Source organism: uncultured Campylobacter sp., assembly GCF_937981295.1.
GTDB lineage: Bacteria > Campylobacterota > Campylobacteria > Campylobacterales > Campylobacteraceae > Campylobacter_B.
Window position 1 is genome coordinate 25,634 of the sequence record NZ_CALJPC010000067.1, and the last position, 20,286, is coordinate 45,919.

Below are 20,286 nucleotides of genomic sequence, written 5' to 3' on the forward strand. Positions count from 1 at the left end.
ATTTCAAATTTAATAGCAGCAAGACAGGGCGAAATTTTGGAATTTAGCGAGAGTAGAAAAGGCAAATTTAAAATTTAGCCATAAATTTAAAACGGACGGGATGTTCAGATTTAAAATTTTAAGGTGCAGATTTTATCTTGACAAAACGCGGCGCATCAGTTTTAACGTAAAATTTTGGCTTGAAATTTTACCACGCTAGGCTCGATTAAATTTATAAAATTTTTTGGAATTTTATCGTAGCACAGAGCAACTCCTGCGAAATTTTAAATTCTACGTTACGAAATTTTAAAATTTAGCCGTAAATTTAGGGCGGGCGGAATCTTTATTATAAAATTCTAAATCCCGCCTGCGTAAAATTAAATTTTAAAACCCTCTATCTACCTGCACGCCTACGCCCACGCTAGCGCAGTTGCCGCTTTGCGGATCGCAGTCGCCGAAGCTTGTGACGCTACTGGATCTTTTTGAGCGGATCGTTCCCATATGCATAGGCACCGGCATGTTACGGCGCGAGCTTCCGCCGATATCGCTATCGCTCATACTGTCAGAACTTCTCCTGCGAGAATAATCATCACGCGAAGGTGGCGGTGGAGGAGGCGGTTTTATCCCTCCATGCGGCGGCGGAGGCGGAGGAGGCATCATGCCACCAGGAGGCGGGGGAGGCGGCGGCATCATACCACCAGGAGGTGGGGGTGGCGGAGGAGGCGGCATGCCGCCGCGTCTATCATATCCTCGTGGAGGTGGAGGCGGAAAAGTACCGGTTTCGGTAATAGTGATACCGTTTCCGTAATTTTCCACGCGTCTATAAGTAGAGCCTCCGTAAACCGTGCGGGTGCGGGTCTTTTCGACCACGACTATGTCGCGCTCAGGCTGCACCGGCTGCTGCACGTTAGCTCTAGGCGATATTTCAAAGCTCTTCTGCAGTTTGGCGGTATCGTAACTTGCAAAGCCGTTGATGCCCTTTAGCTCATCTGCACTTGAAATTTCGCGCTTTTGGCGGTATTGCATAAGCATATCCGCCCTACCCGCATCAAGCCCACCGATCGTCATCAGCTCGTAGCGACTAGCTTCGTTTATGTTGATTTTCGCCGCGGCGAGGCTCACTAAAAGAGCCAAAATCACTAAATTTTTCATGTGCGCTCCTTTGTTGAAAGTTACTAAATTCTAAACCCTCACGATAAATCTTTGATTAACACGCAAGCAAAATTTTGCTACAATTGCCTATCTTATTTCAAAGGATCAACCGATGAACGGAATTTTGCTCCTATGCGACGAACCCGCCGCCTATCAATCCGAGCTAAAAAAACTAGATAAAATTTTATCCATGAGCTTTCACAACGTTTTGCAACTTTGCATCGCTGGCGATAATGCCCTTTTTAGCAGGAGCGAACTTGAAAAAGCGCTCGCAAACGGGCAGGATGAGCGCGTGCGAAAGGCGGCGATAGAGCGCTTCGCACAAATTTTAGAGCAGTGTAATTTTGTGCTGGTTCGCGGCGTAGCGGGAGCTGATCTGCGCGAGCTAAATTTACAAATCGCAAAGGATCTAAATATCCCCGTTTGCGGATTTTATCCTAACGAAATTGCCGCGCGCATCGGCACGCGCTTGATCACCGCAGCAAAAGCGGTAAGCTTTGCCAGCATATATGAGGATAAAATTTCATTTTCTGCGCTAAGACCTGCACAAGAGGGTGCAAATTCTAAAAAATCGGAGCTTTGCGGCAAAAATTCTGCTTGCGAAAGCGATGCAAAATTTCACGACGAAAATTCCGCTTGCCAAAGCGGCGCGATAGAGCTTGATAAAGTCGTTGCCGACAAGAGCTACTTCACGGACGCCGCAAACTCCACGCGCTGTGAAATTCTAACCCCGTTGAAATTTGAAAGCAAGCTCTACGCCAAGGCTCGCGCGAACGTTAAAACCGTCGTGCTACCAGAAAGCGACGATGAGAGAATTCTGCGCGCGGCTGCGATTATAAAACAAAGCGGCGCGGCAAATTTGATCCTTTTAGGGCGGCAAGACGAAGTGCAAAAAAGCGCGAGCGAGCTGGGGCTCGATCTAAGCGGCGTTAAAATTTTAGATCCGCAGACGGATGCGAGCTTAGAAAAATTTGCGCGCGATCTATATGAGCTTCGCAAGGCAAAGGGTATGAGCGAGGCGCAGGCGCGCGATCTCGTTCGCGACCGCACCTATTTCGGCACGATGCTCGTGTATGAAGGGCTAGCCGATGCGATGGTAAGCGGCGCAAGCACGACTACTGCGGAGACGATCCGCCCCGCACTTCAGATCATCAAGACAAAGCCCGGTATCGCGAGCGTTAGCGGCGCATTTATAATGTGCCTGGATACGCAGGCGCTGCTTTTTGCCGACTGCGCCGTAGCGCCGAACCCGAGCGCGGAGTATCTGGCAGGTATCGCGATCTCAAGCGCCGCGACCGCAAAGGCGTTCGGGCTTGAGCCGCGTGTGGCGATGCTGAGCTACTCCAGTGGCGATAGTGGTAGCGGTGAAAGCGTGGAATTCATAAAAACTGCGACGCAGAAAGCGCGCGAAAAGGCGCCGGCGCTTTTAATCGACGGACCGCTGCAATTCGATGCCGCAGTCGATGCAGCGGTCGCTAAGAAAAAGATGCCAGGCTCCGCGGTCGCAGGGCGCGCGAACGTATTTATCTTCCCTGATCTTAACTGTGGAAATATCTGTTATAAGGCCGTTCAGCGCACCGCAGGCGCCGTGGCGATCGGACCGATTTTACAGGGCTTAAAAAAGCCGGTAAACGATCTAAGCCGCGGCTGCAAGGTCGCCGATATCGTAAACACGATACTTATCAGCGCCATTCAAGCAGGAGAGAATTAAATGGATATCCTAGTCATAAATTCTGGCTCGAGCTCGGTTAAATTTAAATTCCACGATATGCTAAATCACGCCTGCATCGCAAGTGGGCTCATCGAGGAGATCGGCTCGACGCACGCAAGCGGAAGCATCAATTGCGCCAACGGACGAAGCATAAAAGTTGAAAACGAGCAAATTCCAAATCACGAGACCGCGATCGCGATCGCGATCAATCTTTTAAAACAAAGCGGAGTAATCAACGATCTAACTCAAGTAGGCGGCATCGGGCATAGAATAGTCCAAGGTGCGGATTATTTCGACGCTCCCGCGCTCATAGATGATGACGTAATGGCTAAAATCGCCGAGCTTGCGCCGCTTGCACCACTACACAATCCTGCAAATTTAGCGGGCATCAAATCCTGCCTAAAGATCGCTCCTAAAATTCCAAACGTCGCGGTTTTCGATACGATATTTCATCAAAGCATCCCGCCTTATGCGTATATGTACGCGCTGCCGTATGAATTCTACGAAAAATACAAAGTTCGTCGCTACGGCGCGCACGGCACGTCGCATTGGTTCGTCTCGACGATGGGAGCGAAATTTTTGCGTAAAAAATACGAAAACTTCAACGCCATTACGCTACATCTTGGCAACGGCTCTAGCGTGAGCGCCATAGAAAACGGCAAGTGCATCGACACCTCAATGGGGCTAACGCCGCTTGAGGGGATCATCATGGGCACCAGATGCGGCTCGATCGATCCTGCGATCATCCCATACATCGAGCGCGTCGCGGGCTACAACGCGCAGGATATGGATGTCATAATGAACAAGAAAAGCGGGCTGCTCGGCATCTGCGGTGCAAGCGATCTGCGAAAGGTATATGAAAAGATGGAGGATGGCGAGCCGCGCGCGAAACTTGCGTTTGAGATGCTCGTGTACAGCGTCGTTAAGATGATCGGAGCGTATTATGCCGTGCTCGGGCGCGTGGACGCTTTGATCTTTACCGGCGGTATCGGCGAGAATGCGCCGCATTTTAGGCAAAATGTCTGCGAGAGGCTCGCTCATATCGGCATCGAAATCGATGCGACAAAAAACGCAAAAAATACCGGCTCGATTAGAAATTTAAGCGCGGTAGATAGCAAAATCAAAACGCTCGTAATTCCCACCAACGAGGAACTTGCGATCGCTGAAGCTACGGTCGATACGATCAATAAAAACTCCGCGCAGATCGACTATCAGAAATACTCGGAATTTTAAATTTAAATTTTATTTAGCAGGATTCCGCGGTTATTTCGCGAGCAGCAACGCCAACTTGCTTTTTTGTTAGGCAATTAAATTTTGGGTCTTGGCTGTGAGCTTGCGTGAAATGAAAGGGCTTTCTTTATTTTAGTGGCTTTCTGCTAAGACGATACGAGAAATTGCTACGCTACGCGCGGGTTTAAATTTTATTTGTCGCTTCCGATAAGGCTTAAATTCTTGCTCGGAAGAGGCGGAGCGGAAGGGGCTATACTTGCGAAGCGCCCTTTTACTTTGCTTCGGCTAGCACGCAAGCAGGTCTACCGCCCAAACCCCGCCTAGATCACTGCGCGTTAGAGGTGGCGACGCTTTGTTTTTAAACAAAGCTTTGCTGGTTAAATTTAATAAATTTGGCTTCAAATTAGACCGTAAAATTCCAAAACAGGTCCTTATTGTGAAATTTACCGGATAATAAGGCATAAAATTTTAAAATTTAGCGCAAGCCGGGTTTTGGCACGCAAACTTTATTAAAGGAGCGAACGATGAGCGATTTGCCGAATTCACAAGGCACGCAAGAGCAAGATACGCCGTATCCCGATACGAAATTCACTAAATTTTTCGGGCGACTTTACGCGGCGGTTTTTGCGCTGTTTGCGATCACGGCGCTTAGCGTATTCGTGCTACCCGAAAACATTTTAGACGTAAGCGCGGCATGCGCGGACTTCGTTGGATTTATGAAGCGGTTTTTTCCAAACATCGCCGCAATCGGCAAAATAAGCCCGCACACGCAGCTTGCGGAATTTTACGTCGCGGCATTGTGGATACCTATTTTAACGGCTTTCGCGCTAAGCTGCGTGTATTATCCAATCGCCGTATTCTTATATGAAAAAGAGCTTCCCGCCGTCAAGACGCAGCTAATTATGCTTATCGGCATACCTTTTATCTATTGGCTTCTAAATAATTATTTCTACGCCGATTTTGCCATAAACGGCATCCCACACAAAGTAGGCAACGGGCGGACGTTTCCAACTTTTGCGAGCAGAGAGAGCCTGTTTGGTTGGCTATCGTTTTTTGGAGGCGGCTCAATGTTTTTTGGTATGTCTGTTCCGATTTTATTCAGTAATATAGTCCACTGGATATATCTATCGAGAAATAAAAGCTAAATTTTATAAAATCGCGGACGAATAAAATTCTGCACCTATAACTTTCAGGGTCATTTTACGAGCGCAAAGCGGGCGGGCGATTAAATTTCCGCGCTCCGTTTTAGAACAAAAACAAGCGACGATTAAATTTAAACGCCCTGCGATTAGACCTTTTTTTGCGCGGAATTTAAGCGACCAAACTACGATTAAATTTAAACCGCAGGCGGCCGCTTTTAAATTTTAAAATTCTATTCGCGCCACGTAAGGCGAAAGGTCGTTATCTCGCCCGGCACGCTGTCGTAGGAGATAGAAAAGGAGTATTTTTTGCAGACCTCGCTTACGATGCTAAGCCCGATTCCAAAGCCGCCCTCGCTTGAGTTAAAGCGCGCAAAGCGCCTGAAAATTTCGTCGCCCTTTTTCCTGTCGATCCCCTCGCCGCTATTTGAGATCGCTAGCTCGCCGTGCCTTAGCCGCACATCCACGTAGCCGCCTGCATCGGCGTATTTTACGGCGTTGCTTAGCAGATTGTCGATCAGGCGCGAAATTTCATAAATATTTGCGCTCATGCTCGCATCCGAAAGATCGGTTTTAAGGCTTAGTCTGCGTTTTTGGATAAACGGCGCGAAATATTCGCAGCGCGAAGCGACGAGGCTCTTTAGATCGATCGAGCTAATCTCGCCCTCCTTATTCATACCGAAGGTTAAAAACACGAGATCCTCGTAGATGCGCGAAAGCGTCTTGGCGGCAAGATCGATATTAGCGACGCGCTTGGCGTTGTATTCTCCAAGCTCTGCGTGCCGCATCGTCTCGACGCTCATGGAGATAATACTAAGCGGAGTATTAATCTCGTGGGTACTATCCTTGATGAAGCGATTTAGCGTGTCAATCTTATCGTAAAGCGGCTTTGTACCTAGCCGCACCAGATAAAACGCCACGGCTAATATCACACCCAAAAGTGCTATCATCATCGCTGCGGTTTTGATACGAAGCGTTAAAATTTCGCCCTGCACGCTACTTCCAAGCAGAATGATTTTAGCCTTGGAAAAGGCGTTTCGCTCCTCCATATTTTGCAGATTCTCATAAATTCCTAGCCTTCCGCCACTTATAAATTCCGCCTTTAGCTTCGCTTTATCAAGTGCGCCAAGCTCGCCGTCACAGCCGTAAATTTCATCAGAGTTTGGCTTAAATATACACGCACTCACGCCCTTTTCGCGCTCAAAGTCCGCTAGCGATTCCAGCCCATCCATACTTGCTTTCATATAGATCATTATTTTGATCTCTTTTAGCTCTTTTATCCTGTGCGAAAGCAGCGCGGCTTCGTTCATCCTGTAATTTATCTTGAAAAAATATCCCAAAAACAACGCACTTGAAATGAGATACAAAGATAAAATTTTAAGCGTTAAAGCGGTCTTTTCAGACATATAGATACCCTGCGTTGCGGCGGTTTATGATGTGCTCTTCGCCTAGGACGCGGCGTAGATTTTTGATATAAGTTCGCAACGCTTCCTCGCTCGGAGTTTCGTCAAAAGCGTAGATCGCGGAGAAAATTTCATCCTTGCTCAAAAGCCTGTTTTTATTTTGCAAAAAAAGCGCCAGCAGCTCGCGCTCTTTGTTTGAAAGCGCGACGGGCACGCCCGATCTGCGTAGCTCTTTGCTTGCAAAGTAAAATTTAAACTCGTCGTCAATAGTTACAAAATCATCAAAATTGTGGCTGAAGTTTCGCTTTATGAGCGAATTAACGCGCAGCAGCAGCTCTTTTAGCTCGTATGGTTTTTTGAGATAATCGTCGCAGCCGCTTTTAAAACCGACCTCAAGGTCATCGAGCGTATTTAGCGACGTAGCAAATATCGCAGGAGTGTGATCGCCGTTCTTGCGTAGTTCTTTTAAAAGTGAAAAACCGTCGCCTTTGGGGATTTTTACGTCAAAGATAAAAAGATCAAATTTTTGCTCATAAGCAAGATCTGCGGCACTTTGAGCGTCGCTGCAAACGCACACGTCAAAGCCCGCGCTTCTTAAATATTCGCCGATGAGATCGCAAAGGGTCTCATCGTCCTCTACGAGTAAAATTTTACTCACTACATCTCTTTTTTAATCTCTTTTTTCATCTCTTTTTTTGCATGAGAGCCCTTTTTAACGGCATCTTTTTTCATACCATGCGTCTCGTGCTTCATATGTTTCATCTCAGCTTTCACCTCTTTCGCACCATTATGCATTGATGTATTGGCGTCCTTCATCTCATCTTTCATGCCCATATCGGCAGCTACGGCAAAAGTGCCAGCAAATAGCGCACTAAGCGCAAACAAAGTAAGTTTTTTCATTACGTACTCCTTAAAAAAAATTAGCGGAATTATACTCCCGCAAAAGTGAAGTAAGTGTGAAATTCCGAAAAAATTCAAATTTAAATTTAAACGCCTGTAATTTCAAATGCGGCGCGGTTTAAATGCGCTCGGTCGGTCGCGGATCTCTGAAATTTAAATCGCCTCGCTATGGCTAGTCAAATTCTAAACGCGAATCAAAGCTAGCCAGAGCGCGCACCAACAGCGCATTGCCGAGCTTATTTTACCGCGGCAAAATAGAAATTTAAACCGCCGGCGAAATTAATTAAATTTATAATGCCACGACTAATGCCACGACGCGCACGTCAAATCAAAAACGCCGAGCCAGCCTTTGAGTTCGCGACCTCGCGCGAGCTTTTAAATTCGCTATGCCGCATAAGCCCTTAAATTTAGTGCGGCGCAAGCGCACAGGGCGCGAAATCGCACCTAGATCGCGGCGCAGCTTTTGATCTCATCCTGCGATACGATCTCGTAGATTACGCCCGCGTTTTTGATAAACTCCTCCACGCGCGCGACGTGTGCGGGCTCTACGTTGATGACGAGGCTTCCGACGACGTTTTTATCAAGCCGCTCGAGCTTGCCCCAGACGATGTTAAAATTTATCTCCAAAGCGCGCGCCATATGCGTGATCACGCTGTCAAATGCGACTGCAGGCGGGAAAAAGAGCCTGATATTCACGCCGCTTGCGGGCAGCACCTCCTCCTCGCCCAAAAACTCCTTCATATTCTCATCCGGGTGCAAAAACAGCGAGACGATATCGCCCGAGTTGCTCACGCGCCCGCCCTTAAGTAGGATCGCTCGCTGCGCGATGCCCTTTACGACCTCCATCTCGTGCGTAACGAGCACGATCGTGATGCCTAGCTCGCGATTGATGCGGCGCAGAAGCGATAAAATTTGAGCGGTGGTGTTAGGATCAAGCGCCGAAGTTGCCTCATCGGAAAGCAAAATTTTAGGGCTTAATGCAAGCGCGCGCGCGATCGCCACGCGCTGCTTCTGTCCGCCGCTAAGCTCGCTGGGATAGGCGTTTGCTTTATCCGCAAGCCCTACGAGCTCCAAAAGCTCGGCGACGCGGCGCTTCGTGTGATCCTCGGGATGGCCCCAAAATGCTAACGGCGTGGCGACGTTTTGCGCGACGGTGCGGCGGCTCATAAGCGCGAAGTGCTGAAAAATCATACCGATATTTTTGCGCAGCTCACGGATCTGCGCGGCGCTTAGCTCTCTTACCTCCCTGCCTTCTACCTTGAGGCTTCCTTCTTGATAATCCTCAAGGCCGTTTATGCAGCGCAGCAGAGTGCTTTTACCCGCGCCGCTGCGGCCGACGATAGCAAAAATTTCGCCCTGTTTCACCTCCAGGCTCACATCGTCGATCACGCAGGTCTTGCCGTAAAATTTCTTTAAATTTTCTATCTTTATCACTCAAAATTCCTCGTTCATAATTCCGCCGAAACGCCCCAGAAATTTATAAAATTTCGCGCCTTAGCTCATCAGCACTCTTTGGCGAAAGAAGCGCCGGGGCGATGTCAAATACGCTAAACGCGCCGCGCTCGCCTCTTTGCGCCAAGCGATACGCCGCGCGGGCGTAGGCTACGAGCACGCTTGCGGTAAATTCGGGATTTGAGTCAAGCTTTAGCGAAAACTCGATCAAGTGTTTATTTTCTCCGCGCTCGCCCGTCGCTCCGCTTCGCAAGACGAATCCTCCGTGAGGGATGCCGCCGTGCTCTTTTTTAAGCGTCGCAAGACTTACGAAATGCACGCTCGTATCGTAGTCGGCAAAGTAATTGGGCATCGTTTTTATCTCTTTTTCGATGCGCGCTTTATCGGCGCCGTCTTCGGCCACGACGTAGCACTCGCGCAGGTGTTTTTCACGCGTGCTAAGTCTCGGGGTTTCGCCTGCGCGGACTCGCTTCAAGGCGCTTTCTATCGGCACGGTGTATTGGCGTGCATCCACGACGCCCTCGATCCTGCGGATGGCGTCTGAGTGGCCTTGGCTTACGCCTTTACCCCAAAATGTGTAGCTGCTGCCGTTTTCTAGCACGCTCTCGCCAAATAGGCGGCTTAGCGAAAACAGTCCCGGATCCCAGCCTACGGCGATGATACCAACTTTTCCGCCCGCTTTGGCGGCGGCGTCTACCGCGGCGAAGTGCTCAGGTATTTTTGCGTGCGTATCGAAGCTATCTACGACGTTAAAGCTCTGCGCAAACTCGGGCGTCTGCGTCGGCAGATCCGTCGCGCTACCGCCGCAAAGCACCAAAACGTCAAATTCGCCCTTGTGCGATAAAATTTCATCCGCGCTAAATACCGGCGCGCCGCACGTTTGCACGCTGTGCGGCTCGCGGCGAGAAAACACCGCCGAAAGCTGCAAATCCTTGCTATTTCGCACGGCAAGCTCTACGCCGCGACCTAAATTTCCATATCCTAAAACTGCTATTTTTATTTTTTCGCTCATTTTTTATCCTTCAAATTTTAAAATTTAGCGCGTAAAACGGCGCGCTGCCGATGAAATTTTACCTCAGTAGGAAATAATAAATCACGTATAACCAACTTAAAAATCCGTGGATTATCGCCCACATTATGCTTTTATTGACTCCCCACGATAGTGCGACGGCTATGACCGTGCCTAACGTAAATCCACCGATACTACCTTTTGACATATTTTTCTCCTTGATTTAAATTTAGACTCAAACGAGCGGGCTACTCGCCAAACGCCTTTAGCTCGTCGCATACTTTGGCGAATTTTTCCTGCGCGCTTTGCAGCCCTTCGCGGTTTGCGGCGACGACGTCAGCGGGCGCGGAGGAGATAAATTTTTCATTGCCAAGCATTGCAGAGAGCTTTTCGATCTCTTTTTGCAGCTTTGCCTTTTGCGCGTTAAGACGCGAAATCACGCCGCTAAGATCGACCCCCTCAAGCGGCACGAAGCTTTCTAAATTCTCGCTCACGTCGCGGGCGGAATTTGCGATATTTTGCTGCGTAAATTCCACTTCATCTACCTTTGCTAGCGTTTTGATATAGTCCGCGGCGGCGCTTAGATCGACTGCGGATTTGACGTAGGCTTTGGCTACGCGCGCATTGCCGAGCTCGATCGTCGCCTTTGCGCGGCGGATGCTAACGATCGCTTTGATAACGAGCGAAAATAGCTCTTCGATCCGCTCGTCGCGCTCACCAGGCTGTGGGTATCGCATCACCATGATGGAGCGTGCGTCTTGCAGCTTCGTGCCGCTTAGCTCCTGATACAGATACTCGCTTAGAAACGGCATAAACGGGCTTAGCAGCTTCATCGCTTCTTTAAAAATCATCCCCAGCTCGCCTATCGCGGCCTTGTCCGCCTTGCTAAGCTCGATGCCCCAGTCGCAAAACTCGTCCCAAAAAAACTTATAAAGCTCGGTCGCAGCGTCGTTGAAGCGGTATTCGTCTAAATTTTCCCGCACCGCGCCCACGCAGCAGTTAAAGCGCGAAAGCATATATTTGCCGAGGCTCGTTTTGATCCGCGCCGCGTCCAAATCGTCAAATTTAGAGGCGTTTAAAAGCAAAAATTTGCTCGCGTTATAAAGCTTATTCGTAAAATTTCGATATATCAAAAGCTTATCGTCGCTAAGGCGCAGATCGCGCCCCTGCACGCACAAAATCGTAAGCGTAAAGCGCAAAATATCGGCGCTAAATTCATCGATTTTTAGCAGCGGATCGACTACGTTTTTGCTCGATTTGCTCATCTTTTTGCCGTCTTTGTCCTTAACTAAGGCATGCAGATAGATGTCGCGAAACGGCAGCTCTCCCATGGCGTTTTGGCACTGAAACATCATACGCGCGACCCAGAAAAACAAAATGTCAAAGCCGGTAATTAGCATGGTATTTGGATAAAATTCGCTCAAATCCTCCTCAAACCATTTCTCGTTTTTTAATACCTCGCCGTTACCCCAGCCAAGCGTGCTGATCGGCCAAAGACCGCTTGAGAACCATGTATCGAGCACGTCGGGATCTTGGGTAAAATTTTTGCCGCCGCATTTCGGGCAGGCATCGGGGCTCTCGCGCTCATCCGCCCACTGATGGCCGCAGTCGCAGTAAAACACGGGAATTCTATGCCCCCACCACAGTTGGCGGCTGATGCACCAGTCCTTCAGCTCGCGCATCCAGGCGTTGAAGCTATTGATCCAGTGCTTTGGGAAAAATTCCGCCTCGCCGGAATTTACTTTGGCAATTGCTTCTTTTGCGATATCTGCGCGCACGAACCACTGCTGCGAGATGTACGGCTCGACGACGTTTTTGCAGCGGTAGCAGTAACCGACTTGATTTTCGTAATCCTCTATTTTTTCGATAAAACCCAGCCTCTCAAGCTCCGCTACGATCTGATCGCGCGCGGCAAGCCGCTCTAGGCCTTGAAATTTACCGCACTGCTCGTTTAAAATTCCTTTTTCGTCAAAAACGGTGATAAACTCCAGCTCGTGGCGCTTGCCGACCTCGTAGTCGTTGGTATCGTGCGCAGGCGTGACCTTCACGGCGCCCGTTCCGAAGCTCATATCGACGTATTCGTCGGCGATGATCTCTATCTCGCGACTGATTAGCGGCAGCACGACTTTTTTGCCGATCAAATTTTTATAGCGTTCGTCCGCGGGATTTACCATTACGGCGGTATCACCGAAGTAGGTCTCAGGGCGTGTAGTAGCCACGACTATGTAGTTGCGGCTCGTCTCGCTCGAATCTTTGCAAGAGTTTGAATTTTGCTCGCTTGATGAACTATTTGTTCTATCTGCACTCGCAAAATTCTGCACAACCTGCAAATCTTCATCGCGATACTTTGCCTCGTCATTTTGAGTTAAATTTGAAACAGAATTCTCACTTAAATTTGACGCTCGGCATCCGTTTAAATTTGATAAATTTTGTCCGTCCGCAAAGTAATAACGCAGATGATAAAGTTTGCCTTTGTTCTCCTTATGCTCGACCTCCACGTCGCTTAGCGCGCCGTCGTGCGTGCACCAGTTCACCATGTAGTTTCCGCGCACGATGAGCCCCGCGTCGTATAAGCTTACGAAGGCTTTGCGCACGGCGTTTTTAAGCCCCTCGTCCATCGTGAAGCGCTGTCTGCTCCACGCGGGCGTGACGCCCAGGCGCTTCATCTGCTTTACGATCTGCCCGCCGCTTTGCTCCTTCCAGCGCCAAACGTGCTTTAAAAACTCTTCGCGCCCGATCGTTTCTTTTTTGATCCCTTGCGCCAAAAGCTCGCGCTCGACGACGTTTTGCGTCGCAATGCCTGCGTGGTCTAATCCCGGTTGCCACAGCGTGCGGTAGCCGTCCATTCGCTTGTATCGCGTCATGATATCTTGCAAGGTAAAAGTGAGCGAATGCCCGATATGAAGCACTCCGGTGACGTTTGGAGGGGGCATCATAATGCAAAAGTTTTTGCCTTTTTGCTGGATATCTTTATTGCCGTCGATCTCGAAGTAACCGCGCTGCTCCCAAATTTTATAAAAGCTCTCCTCTACGGCTTTTGCGTCGTAAAAATCTGCCATCTTTAGCCTTTTTTTAAAATTTTAAATTTTGCGATTTTAGCGGAATTTATGTAAAGCGCTCATTAAAGCGTGCCAATTCTGCATTATACAATAAAATGTAGTATTTAAATATATATATAAATATCGAATTTTAGAATATTTTAGATAAAATTTTAAAAAATCATATAAAAACACTTGACATTAAAAATTCTACCTGCTATAATACCGAGAAATTTTAACCAAAAGGATTAAATATGAAGAAATTTCTTCTCGCTTCGCTTCTTAGCGCCAGCGTCGTCAGCTTCGCTCTTGCCGAAAAAATCGTAGTCGCCGCTACTCCGATACCGCATGCCGAAATTTTAGAGCAGATTAAGCCTGATCTAAAAGCCCAAGGCTACGATCTTGAGGTCAAGGTTTTCAACGACTACGTAACCCCGAACCTCGCTACCGATAGCGGCGACGTAGATGCCGGATTTTTCCAACATGTGCCGTATATGGAGGAATTTAACGCTAATAAAGGCACAAAGTTAAAAGCGACCGTGGGCGTGCATTTAGAGCCGATGGGCATCTACAGCCATAAGATTAAAAATTTAAAAGATCTTAAAAATGGCGCCAAAGTTGCCGTGCCAAACGATCCGACCAACGAAAGCCGCGCACTTGATCTGCTCGTAGCCGCGGGGCTCATCGAAGTTGATCAAAACGCTAAACTTCGCACGCCATTAGATATCACGAAAAACCCTAAAAATTTGGAAATTTTAGAGCTTGAAGGCGCCGCGCTTCCACGCACCTTAGGCGATGTCGATATTGCGGTTATCAACTCAAATTTCGCCTTTAACGCAAATTTAAATCCGATCAAAGATTCGCTGTTTTTAGAAAAGGCGGAGGGCAATCCTTACACCAACGTCATTAGCGTTAAGGAGGGCAACGAAAACAGCCCTAAAATCAAAGCGCTAGATAAAGCGATTCAAAGCGAGAAAGTGAAAAAGTTTATCGAGACGCAATATAAAGGCGCAATCATTCCATCGTTTTAACTCCTCTCTTTTTAAAATTCGGCGCAGGATTCGCGCCGAATTTGCTAGCATTCGCTATTTTGTTTACTATCTTTTTTTATAATTGCGCGAAATTTACCGAATAAAGGAAAAATAATGAAAAGAATTTTATCTTTCAGCTTTGTTGCCGCTATGGCTATATCTTCGCTTAATGCAGGCGTTTTGGCTACTGCAAAAGACGCAAATATCACTATTACGGATGAGGATGTCGCACCGTTTTTAGCTCAAGGCATGCAGCACGGCGGACAGGAACCAACCGCCGATGAGAAGAAAAAACTAATCGACGATCTAATCAAATACAAACTTCTAATCGCAGAGGCGAAAAAATCAGGCATTGAAAACAGCGACGAATATAAACATCAGCTAGAGCTTGCTAAAGATGGCATCGCATTTAATCTATGGCAACGCGAGCAAGCTAAAGACGTAAGCGTCAGCGACGAGGAAGCTAAAAAAATTTATGATGAAAATAAACAAAATTTCATGCAACCAGATTCCGTTACTGCAAGCCATATCTTAGTAGCAGACGAAAAGGCTGCTAAAAACGCGATTGCGAAGCTATCAAAAGTCAAAAAAGAGAATTTAAAAGAGGAATTTAATAAGCTAGCTAAAGAAATTTCAATCGATCCAAGTGCGAAAGAAAACGGTGGCGATTTGGGCTCTTTTGGCAAAGGGATGATGGTGCCGGAGTTTGAAAAAGCAGCGTTTGCACTAAAAGATGGTGAGATGAGCAAAACGCCGGTAAAGACACAATTCGGATATCATGTAATCTACAAAGAAAGCAGTAAAAAGGCTGAGACTATGCCGTTTGAAAAGGTAAAAGATCTCATTAAAAACCAATTACTTCCAAGCAAAGTAAACAAAAAAATCGATGATAAGGCTAACGAGCTATTCGGCAAATTAAACATCGAATACGCAAAATAGTTTTAATTTTAAGGCGCGAGGCTATTAAATTTATATGCAAGTTCGCTGCGGCGCAACTTGCAGGGATAAATTTTAGCCCGCGCCTTTGTTTTATATACGCTAAATTTTGTGAAATTTTAAGATCACTCTTATATCGTCGGATTGTTAAATTCTAAATTTATTCGCTCTGCCGATGTTAAATTTTGCGGAATTTTAAGTACAGCCGGTTTTTACACATTAAATCAAGGAATTCAAATGCTTTCTAATATCGTAAATTTTATCGTAGAATTTGTCGCAGGTTGGGGATACCTTGGCATTTTTGTGATGATGTTTTTAGAAAGCAGCTTCTTTCCTTTCCCAAGTGAAGTCGTGATGATCCCTGCAGGCTATCTGGCCTCAAAATCGCAGATGAGCTTTGCTCTAGCATTTGTTTGTGGGCTTGGCGGCAGTATTACGGGCGCGCTGTTTAATTACTATCTATGCTACTTTTTTGGACGTAAGATTATCGCTAAATACGGCAAATACGTAGGCATCACCGAGGAGAAATTTGCAAAATTCGAAGCGTTTTTTAACCGCCATGGCGAAATTTCAACGTTTAACTGCCGCCTAATCCCTGGCATCCGTCAATACATCAGCCTTCCTGCGGGGCTTGCAAAGATGAATGTCGCGCGCTTCGTGCTATTTACCGGGCTTGGAGCTGCGATTTGGACATTAATACTGATGAGCTTAGGATATTTCATCGGCGAAAACGAGGAGCTAATCAAGCAAGATCTGCATCTAATTACGATCGCTATGTTTGCCATCGTCATTATAATCTCACTCCTATATGTTTATTTTATAAAACGCAAAAAATAGTTTCACGCCAGTAAATACAAATACAATGAAAAATTCCATTTTATCGCCTTTAAGTTCAAATTTTTCAAATTATAATTTAAGCTAAACAAGAATTTTTATAATTTCACTTTCATAATCTGCGTGCGATACGATATTTCTGTTAAAGTGTAATTATGCCTTAGTAGCGAATTCCAAAATATTTTTTAAGTAAAATTCTATTTAAAGCCTTAAATAATCATACTAATTTCTAAATTTTAATTTTTCGTTACGTTTTAAGCTGCTTTTAATACTAAAAGCTTTAAAATTCCATTAACAATTTCAACGAAAGGACTTATTATGGCAAAGACCAGAAAAGAACACGATTTCATCGGTGAATTAGAAATTTCCGACGATTTTTACTACGGTGTGCAAACATTTAGGGCACTAGAGAACTTCCACCTAAGCGGACGAGCGCTCAAAGACTATCCATTTTTTATCAAAGCATTTGCGCAAATCAAAAAAGCAGCTGCATTAGCCAATAAAGAGGTCGGAGTCCTAGACGCACAAAAAGCCGACGTGATTGCAAAAGCTTGCGACAGGCTCATCGCAGGAGAGTTCAGAGATCAATTCGTAGTCGATATGATCCAAGGCGGCGCCGGAACTTCGACGAATATGAATACCAACGAAGTCATTACTAACATAGCTTTGGAGAGCATGGGACACAAAAAGGGCGAATACCAATACCTCCATCCAAACGATCACACAAATTTGGGTCAAAGCACTAACGATACCTATCCTAGCTCGATCAAAGTCGCCGCTTACGCCAAGCTAACCGATCTACTAAAAGCTATGGAAAATTTGAAAAAAGAGCTTGAAGTTAAAGCCAAAGAATACAAAGATGTCATCAAAATGGGAAGGACAGAGCTTGAGGACGCCGTTCCTACTACTCTTGGAAACACTTTCAACGCTTTTGCTACCTACATCAAAACCGATATCGCACTTATCAAAGCTGCTAGAGAGTCGATGACTTACCTAAATATGGGCGCTACGGCGATTGGTACGGGCATCAACTGCCACCCTGATTACAAAAACGTAGTCGAGAAAAAACTGGGCGAGATCACCGGCGTTAAATTTAAAGCCGCAGAGGATTTCATCGCCGCTACACAAGATACTGCCGATTTCGTTCACGTTAGCGGCGCGTTAAAAACAGCAGCCGTCCGCCTAAGTAAAATCGCAAACGACCTACGTCTTATGAACTCCGGTCCTAGATGCGGTCTAGGCGAAATAGAGCTTCCTAAGATGCAACCGGGCAGCTCCATCATGCCGGGCAAAGTAAATCCAGTCATCGCTGAGGTTGTAGGCGAGGCTTGCTATGAGGTTATCGGCAATGACGTTACGATTATGCTTTGCTCCGAGCGCGGAGAATTTGAGCTTAATGCGTTTGAGCCTGGCATCGCATATGCGCTATTTAACTCGATCGTGCTTTTGGAAAATGCGATGAATACACTAGCTGAAAAAGCTATCAAACATCTAAAAGCAAACCCTGAAGCTTGCCTAAAATCGGTGTTAAATTCCGTCGGTATCGTTACGGCGTTTAATCCTTACATTGGCTACGAGAAATCCGCAAGTATCGCCAAAGAGGCACTTCAGACCGGAAAATCCGTCGGCGAAATCTGCCTAGAGCGCGGATATTTGAAAAAAGAGGAGATCGATAAGATCCTAGAGCCTAAATCTATGCTCAACCCACATATGAGCAAAAAATAGTTTCAAACTAGGTGCGGCGCGGAATTTCGTCGGTTAATTTAATAGGCAAAATTCCGCAAAGTAGAATTCTAATAGATAAAATTGATCGTGCAGAATTCCGTAGATGCAGAATTTCATCAAGTTAGATTTAGCTTCCGTGGAGTAAAATTCCACTTGCGAAATTTTAGGATAAAATTCCGCATAGAATTCCGACCACTGAATTATAAAGATAATTCGGATTTTACCTGCTGAAATCTTTAGAATTCTGCGCGCCGTTAAAAAAATTACTTTATAAGGAGTTTTGCAATGGACTTTATGGTGATATTGCAATTTATCGTGTTGCTCGGCGGCATCTACCTAGGCGTTAAGCTAGGCGGCATGGGCGTCGGTTATGCAGGCGGCTTGGGCGTTGTCGTCCTAGCCATTTTGGGCATGAAGGTTGATATGAAGGATATCCCGATTGACGTTATCCTAATTATCGCATCGGTAATCTCCGCGATTACGGCGCTGCAAGTCGCAGGTGGACTTGATTATTTGGTTCAGGTAGCATCTAAAATTTTAAGGAAAAATCCTAAGCAGATCAACTTCCTAGCGCCTATCGTTACCTATCTACTTACGATACTTGCGGGCACCGGACATACTGCGTTTTCTATGATCCCGGTTATCGTCGAGGTCGCAAAGACACAGAACATCAAGCCTTCCGCTCCTCTTGCGCTCTCGGTCGTTTCGTCTCAAGTAGCGATCACTGCGAGCCCTATTTCGGCGGCGTTCGTCGCTATGAGCGGTCTGTGCGAGAAGCTAGGCGTTAGCTATCCTAAACTCTTGTTTATCTGCATCTCTACTACCTTCGTAGCTATGATCATCACGGCTTTCATTGTAAATAAATTCTACGATCTTGATCTTTCAAAAGACCCTGTTTACAAAGAGAGACTTTCAAAAGGTCTTGTAGCCGAGATCAAAGCCGAGGAGTATAAAGAGCCGAAGCCTTACGCGAAAAGATCGGTTGCGATATTTGCTATCGGCGTTTTGATCGTTGTTTGCTATGCGCTTGCGATCTCAAAGAGCGTCGGCTTGGTAGAAAAACCGATTCTTTCAAGAGATAGCGCGATCATCAGCTTTATGCTAACTATCGGCTTTCTTATCGCTGTTTTGTGCAAGATCGATACGGGCAAGCTGCTCTCTACCAGCACCTTCCAAAGCGGTATGAATGCGTGCATCTGCGTCATCGGTATCGCGTGGCTCGGTACTACTTTCGTTAACGGTCACATCGACAGCATCAAAGAGGTAGCTAAAAATGTCGTTACGCAGTATCCTTTCGTACTAGCCGTCGCGCTATACTTCCTAAGCTGCTTGCTATACTCGCAGGCTGCGACCACAAAGGTTATGATGCCTGCCGTCGCCGCCGCGCTTGGAATGACCAGCCCTGAAAATTCAGGTCAAATTTGGATCTTGGTCGCATCGTTTGCAGCCGTTTCGGGCTTGTTCGTGCTCCCTACTTATCCTACGACGCTCGGCGCGATCGCCATGGACGATACCGGAACGACTAGAGTCGGTAAATTTGTATTTAACCACTCGTTCTTCCTTCCGGGAACCATTATGGTTGCGCTTTCGGTCGCTCTAGGATTTTTAGTAGCTCCTGCGCTAATCTAAGATTAGTATTCCTTTCATTTGCGCCGAATTTTTCGGCGCATTTTTCATACCATTTAAAATTTTTAATACAATTTAATAGATAAAATTCTATCGATTTTGGGGCCTGCCGTATTTGCTTATAAATTTAACTTCTAATCGCATGCAAAAACTACAAGCCTGCTAGTAAAGTTTGAGTGGGAGTAAAATTTCATTTGAAATTTCATATCCATATTATGCTAGATGATAAATCAAAATTTCAGCCAAAAAACATATAATGTAAGAAATTTAAAACAAGGATAAAATATGAAAAATCTCATCATCATCGCTCATCCCGATATGGCAAGCTCGCACGCAAACAAGGCGTGGCGCGAGGTAGCCAAAAAGCAAGCGGATAAATTTGATATTCACGAAATTTACGCTGCTTATCCGAACGGCAAAATAAACGTAGCGCGCGAGCAGGAGTTACTTTTGAGCCACGATAAAATTATCATTCAGTTTCCACTTTATTGGTACAGCTATCCGCCGCTTTTAAAGCGATGGTTCGACGATGTATTTGCCTACGGCTGGGCTTACGGCAGCACCGGCGACAAGCTAAAAGGTAAAGAATTCGCCCTAGCGATCACTATCGGCGACGAGCGAAACAACTATAAAAAAGACGGCACGATCGGATTTGACATAGAGGAAGTTATCACGCCTTTTAAATGCGCGATGAATTTTACGGGTGCTAAACTCCTGCCGTGCCACTTTGGCTATGGATTTTCATTTCATCCAGATAGCGAATATATCGCAAAAAGTGCAGAAAAATACAAAGAATTTTTAGCAAAATTTTAAAATTTACAAAGGCGAAATCGCTTTTTTAGTCGCGAAATTTTATTTTAAAAAGTGGCGGATGAAGATCGTCTCGTTTCATCCGCACTACTCGATACGCTTCCTGCATCGCTATTTTTGCGTTGCACACGCAGCCTGCTGAATAATCCCCCACCCTTTTGATCGTAAAATTTTATTCCCTTCTCCTCTCCCCCTAAATGGGCAAAGTTTACGTTAAAAATTTATACGAAATTTTTCCGTATAGAGCATGCTTTAGTGCAGCCATATAAAAATCAATGAGCATAAAATTTTACCTAAAAATTTGCACCCGC

Annotated in this window: 17 protein-coding genes; 9 read left to right on the forward strand and 8 right to left on the reverse strand. The window is 46.3% G+C overall.

Annotated elements, in window-relative coordinates:
• Nucleotides 1-363 precede the first annotated feature (363 nt).
• On the reverse strand, nt 364-1,131 hold the full coding sequence (locus Q0135_RS05610; RefSeq protein ID WP_297989026.1) for a helix-hairpin-helix domain-containing protein: 768 nt from the start codon (nt 1,129-1,131) through the stop codon (nt 364-366).
• A 112-nt stretch (nt 1,132-1,243) separates the two neighbouring features.
• On the opposite strand from Q0135_RS05610, the gene pta reads away from it, so the two are divergent.
• The 3 genes from pta (at nt 1,244) to Q0135_RS05625 (ending at nt 5,217) form a co-directional block, all read left to right on the forward strand.
• Nucleotides 1,244-2,842 carry a phosphate acetyltransferase gene (gene pta, locus Q0135_RS05615; protein WP_297989028.1) on the forward strand — a complete coding sequence of 533 codons (1,599 nt, stop codon included), beginning with the start codon at nt 1,244-1,246 and terminating at the stop codon, nt 2,840-2,842.
• A complete protein-coding gene (locus tag Q0135_RS05620; RefSeq protein ID WP_297989031.1) occupies nt 2,843-4,075 on the forward strand; it encodes an acetate kinase in 1,233 nt (410 codons plus the stop codon).
• A gap of 521 nt (nt 4,076-4,596) precedes the next feature.
• Complete coding sequence (locus Q0135_RS05625; protein ID WP_297989034.1) at nt 4,597-5,217, forward strand: hypothetical protein; 621 nt, start codon at nt 4,597-4,599, stop codon at nt 5,215-5,217.
• 227 nt (nt 5,218-5,444) lie between these two features.
• Here Q0135_RS05625 and Q0135_RS05630 read toward each other — a convergent pair whose 3' ends face one another.
• The 7 genes from Q0135_RS05630 to Q0135_RS05660 form a co-directional block, all read right to left on the reverse strand.
• Nucleotides 5,445-6,617, reverse strand: coding sequence for a HAMP domain-containing sensor histidine kinase (locus Q0135_RS05630; protein WP_297989036.1), 1,173 nt, complete (start codon nt 6,615-6,617; stop codon nt 5,445-5,447).
• Nucleotides 6,610-7,272: a response regulator transcription factor gene (locus Q0135_RS05635; protein ID WP_297989038.1), complete on the reverse strand. Its 663-nt coding sequence runs from the start codon at nt 7,270-7,272 to the stop codon at nt 6,610-6,612. Before Q0135_RS05635 ends, Q0135_RS05630 begins: the two co-directional genes overlap by 8 nt.
• A complete protein-coding gene (locus Q0135_RS05640; RefSeq protein WP_297902676.1) occupies nt 7,272-7,514 on the reverse strand; it encodes a hypothetical protein in 243 nt (80 codons plus the stop codon). The genes Q0135_RS05635 and Q0135_RS05640 overlap by 1 nt, the downstream gene beginning before the upstream one ends.
• Nucleotides 7,515-7,958: 444 nt before the next feature.
• Nucleotides 7,959-8,948 (reverse strand): methionine ABC transporter ATP-binding protein, encoded by a 990-nt coding sequence (locus Q0135_RS05645; RefSeq protein ID WP_297989040.1) that lies wholly within the window; start codon nt 8,946-8,948, stop codon nt 7,959-7,961.
• 43 nt (nt 8,949-8,991) lie between these two features.
• The gene (locus tag Q0135_RS05650; RefSeq protein WP_297989043.1) at nt 8,992-9,978 is read right to left on the reverse strand and encodes a diaminopimelate dehydrogenase; all 987 of its coding nucleotides are present in this window, start codon (nt 9,976-9,978) and stop codon (nt 8,992-8,994) included.
• A gap of 58 nt (nt 9,979-10,036) precedes the next feature.
• Complete coding sequence (locus tag Q0135_RS05655) at nt 10,037-10,183, reverse strand: hypothetical protein (RefSeq protein ID WP_297880516.1); 147 nt, start codon at nt 10,181-10,183, stop codon at nt 10,037-10,039.
• A gap of 40 nt (nt 10,184-10,223) precedes the next feature.
• Nucleotides 10,224-13,034, reverse strand: coding sequence for a valine--tRNA ligase (locus Q0135_RS05660; protein WP_297989046.1), 2,811 nt, complete (start codon nt 13,032-13,034; stop codon nt 10,224-10,226).
• A 233-nt stretch (nt 13,035-13,267) separates the two neighbouring features.
• Between Q0135_RS05660 and Q0135_RS05665 the strand changes: the two genes are divergently transcribed.
• From Q0135_RS05665 to Q0135_RS05690, 6 genes are all read left to right on the forward strand, one after another.
• Nucleotides 13,268-14,044: a MetQ/NlpA family ABC transporter substrate-binding protein gene (locus Q0135_RS05665; RefSeq protein WP_297989049.1), complete on the forward strand. Its 777-nt coding sequence runs from the start codon at nt 13,268-13,270 to the stop codon at nt 14,042-14,044.
• Nucleotides 14,045-14,158: 114 nt separating this feature from the next.
• Complete coding sequence (locus Q0135_RS05670; protein ID WP_005870679.1) at nt 14,159-14,983, forward strand: peptidyl-prolyl cis-trans isomerase; 825 nt, start codon at nt 14,159-14,161, stop codon at nt 14,981-14,983.
• Nucleotides 14,984-15,217: 234 nt separating this feature from the next.
• The gene (locus Q0135_RS05675; RefSeq protein ID WP_297989051.1) at nt 15,218-15,817 is read left to right on the forward strand and encodes a DedA family protein; all 600 of its coding nucleotides are present in this window, start codon (nt 15,218-15,220) and stop codon (nt 15,815-15,817) included.
• Between the two features lie 315 nt (nt 15,818-16,132).
• Nucleotides 16,133-17,539, forward strand: a complete 1,407-nt coding sequence (locus tag Q0135_RS05680) for an aspartate ammonia-lyase (protein WP_297989054.1) — start codon at nt 16,133-16,135, stop codon at nt 17,537-17,539.
• Between the two features lie 285 nt (nt 17,540-17,824).
• Nucleotides 17,825-19,168: an anaerobic C4-dicarboxylate transporter gene (locus Q0135_RS05685; protein ID WP_005870691.1), complete on the forward strand. Its 1,344-nt coding sequence runs from the start codon at nt 17,825-17,827 to the stop codon at nt 19,166-19,168.
• A gap of 282 nt (nt 19,169-19,450) precedes the next feature.
• Nucleotides 19,451-19,978 carry an NAD(P)H-dependent oxidoreductase gene (locus tag Q0135_RS05690; protein ID WP_297989058.1) on the forward strand — a complete coding sequence of 176 codons (528 nt, stop codon included), beginning with the start codon at nt 19,451-19,453 and terminating at the stop codon, nt 19,976-19,978.
• The last annotated feature ends 308 nt before the right edge of the window (nt 19,979-20,286 follow it).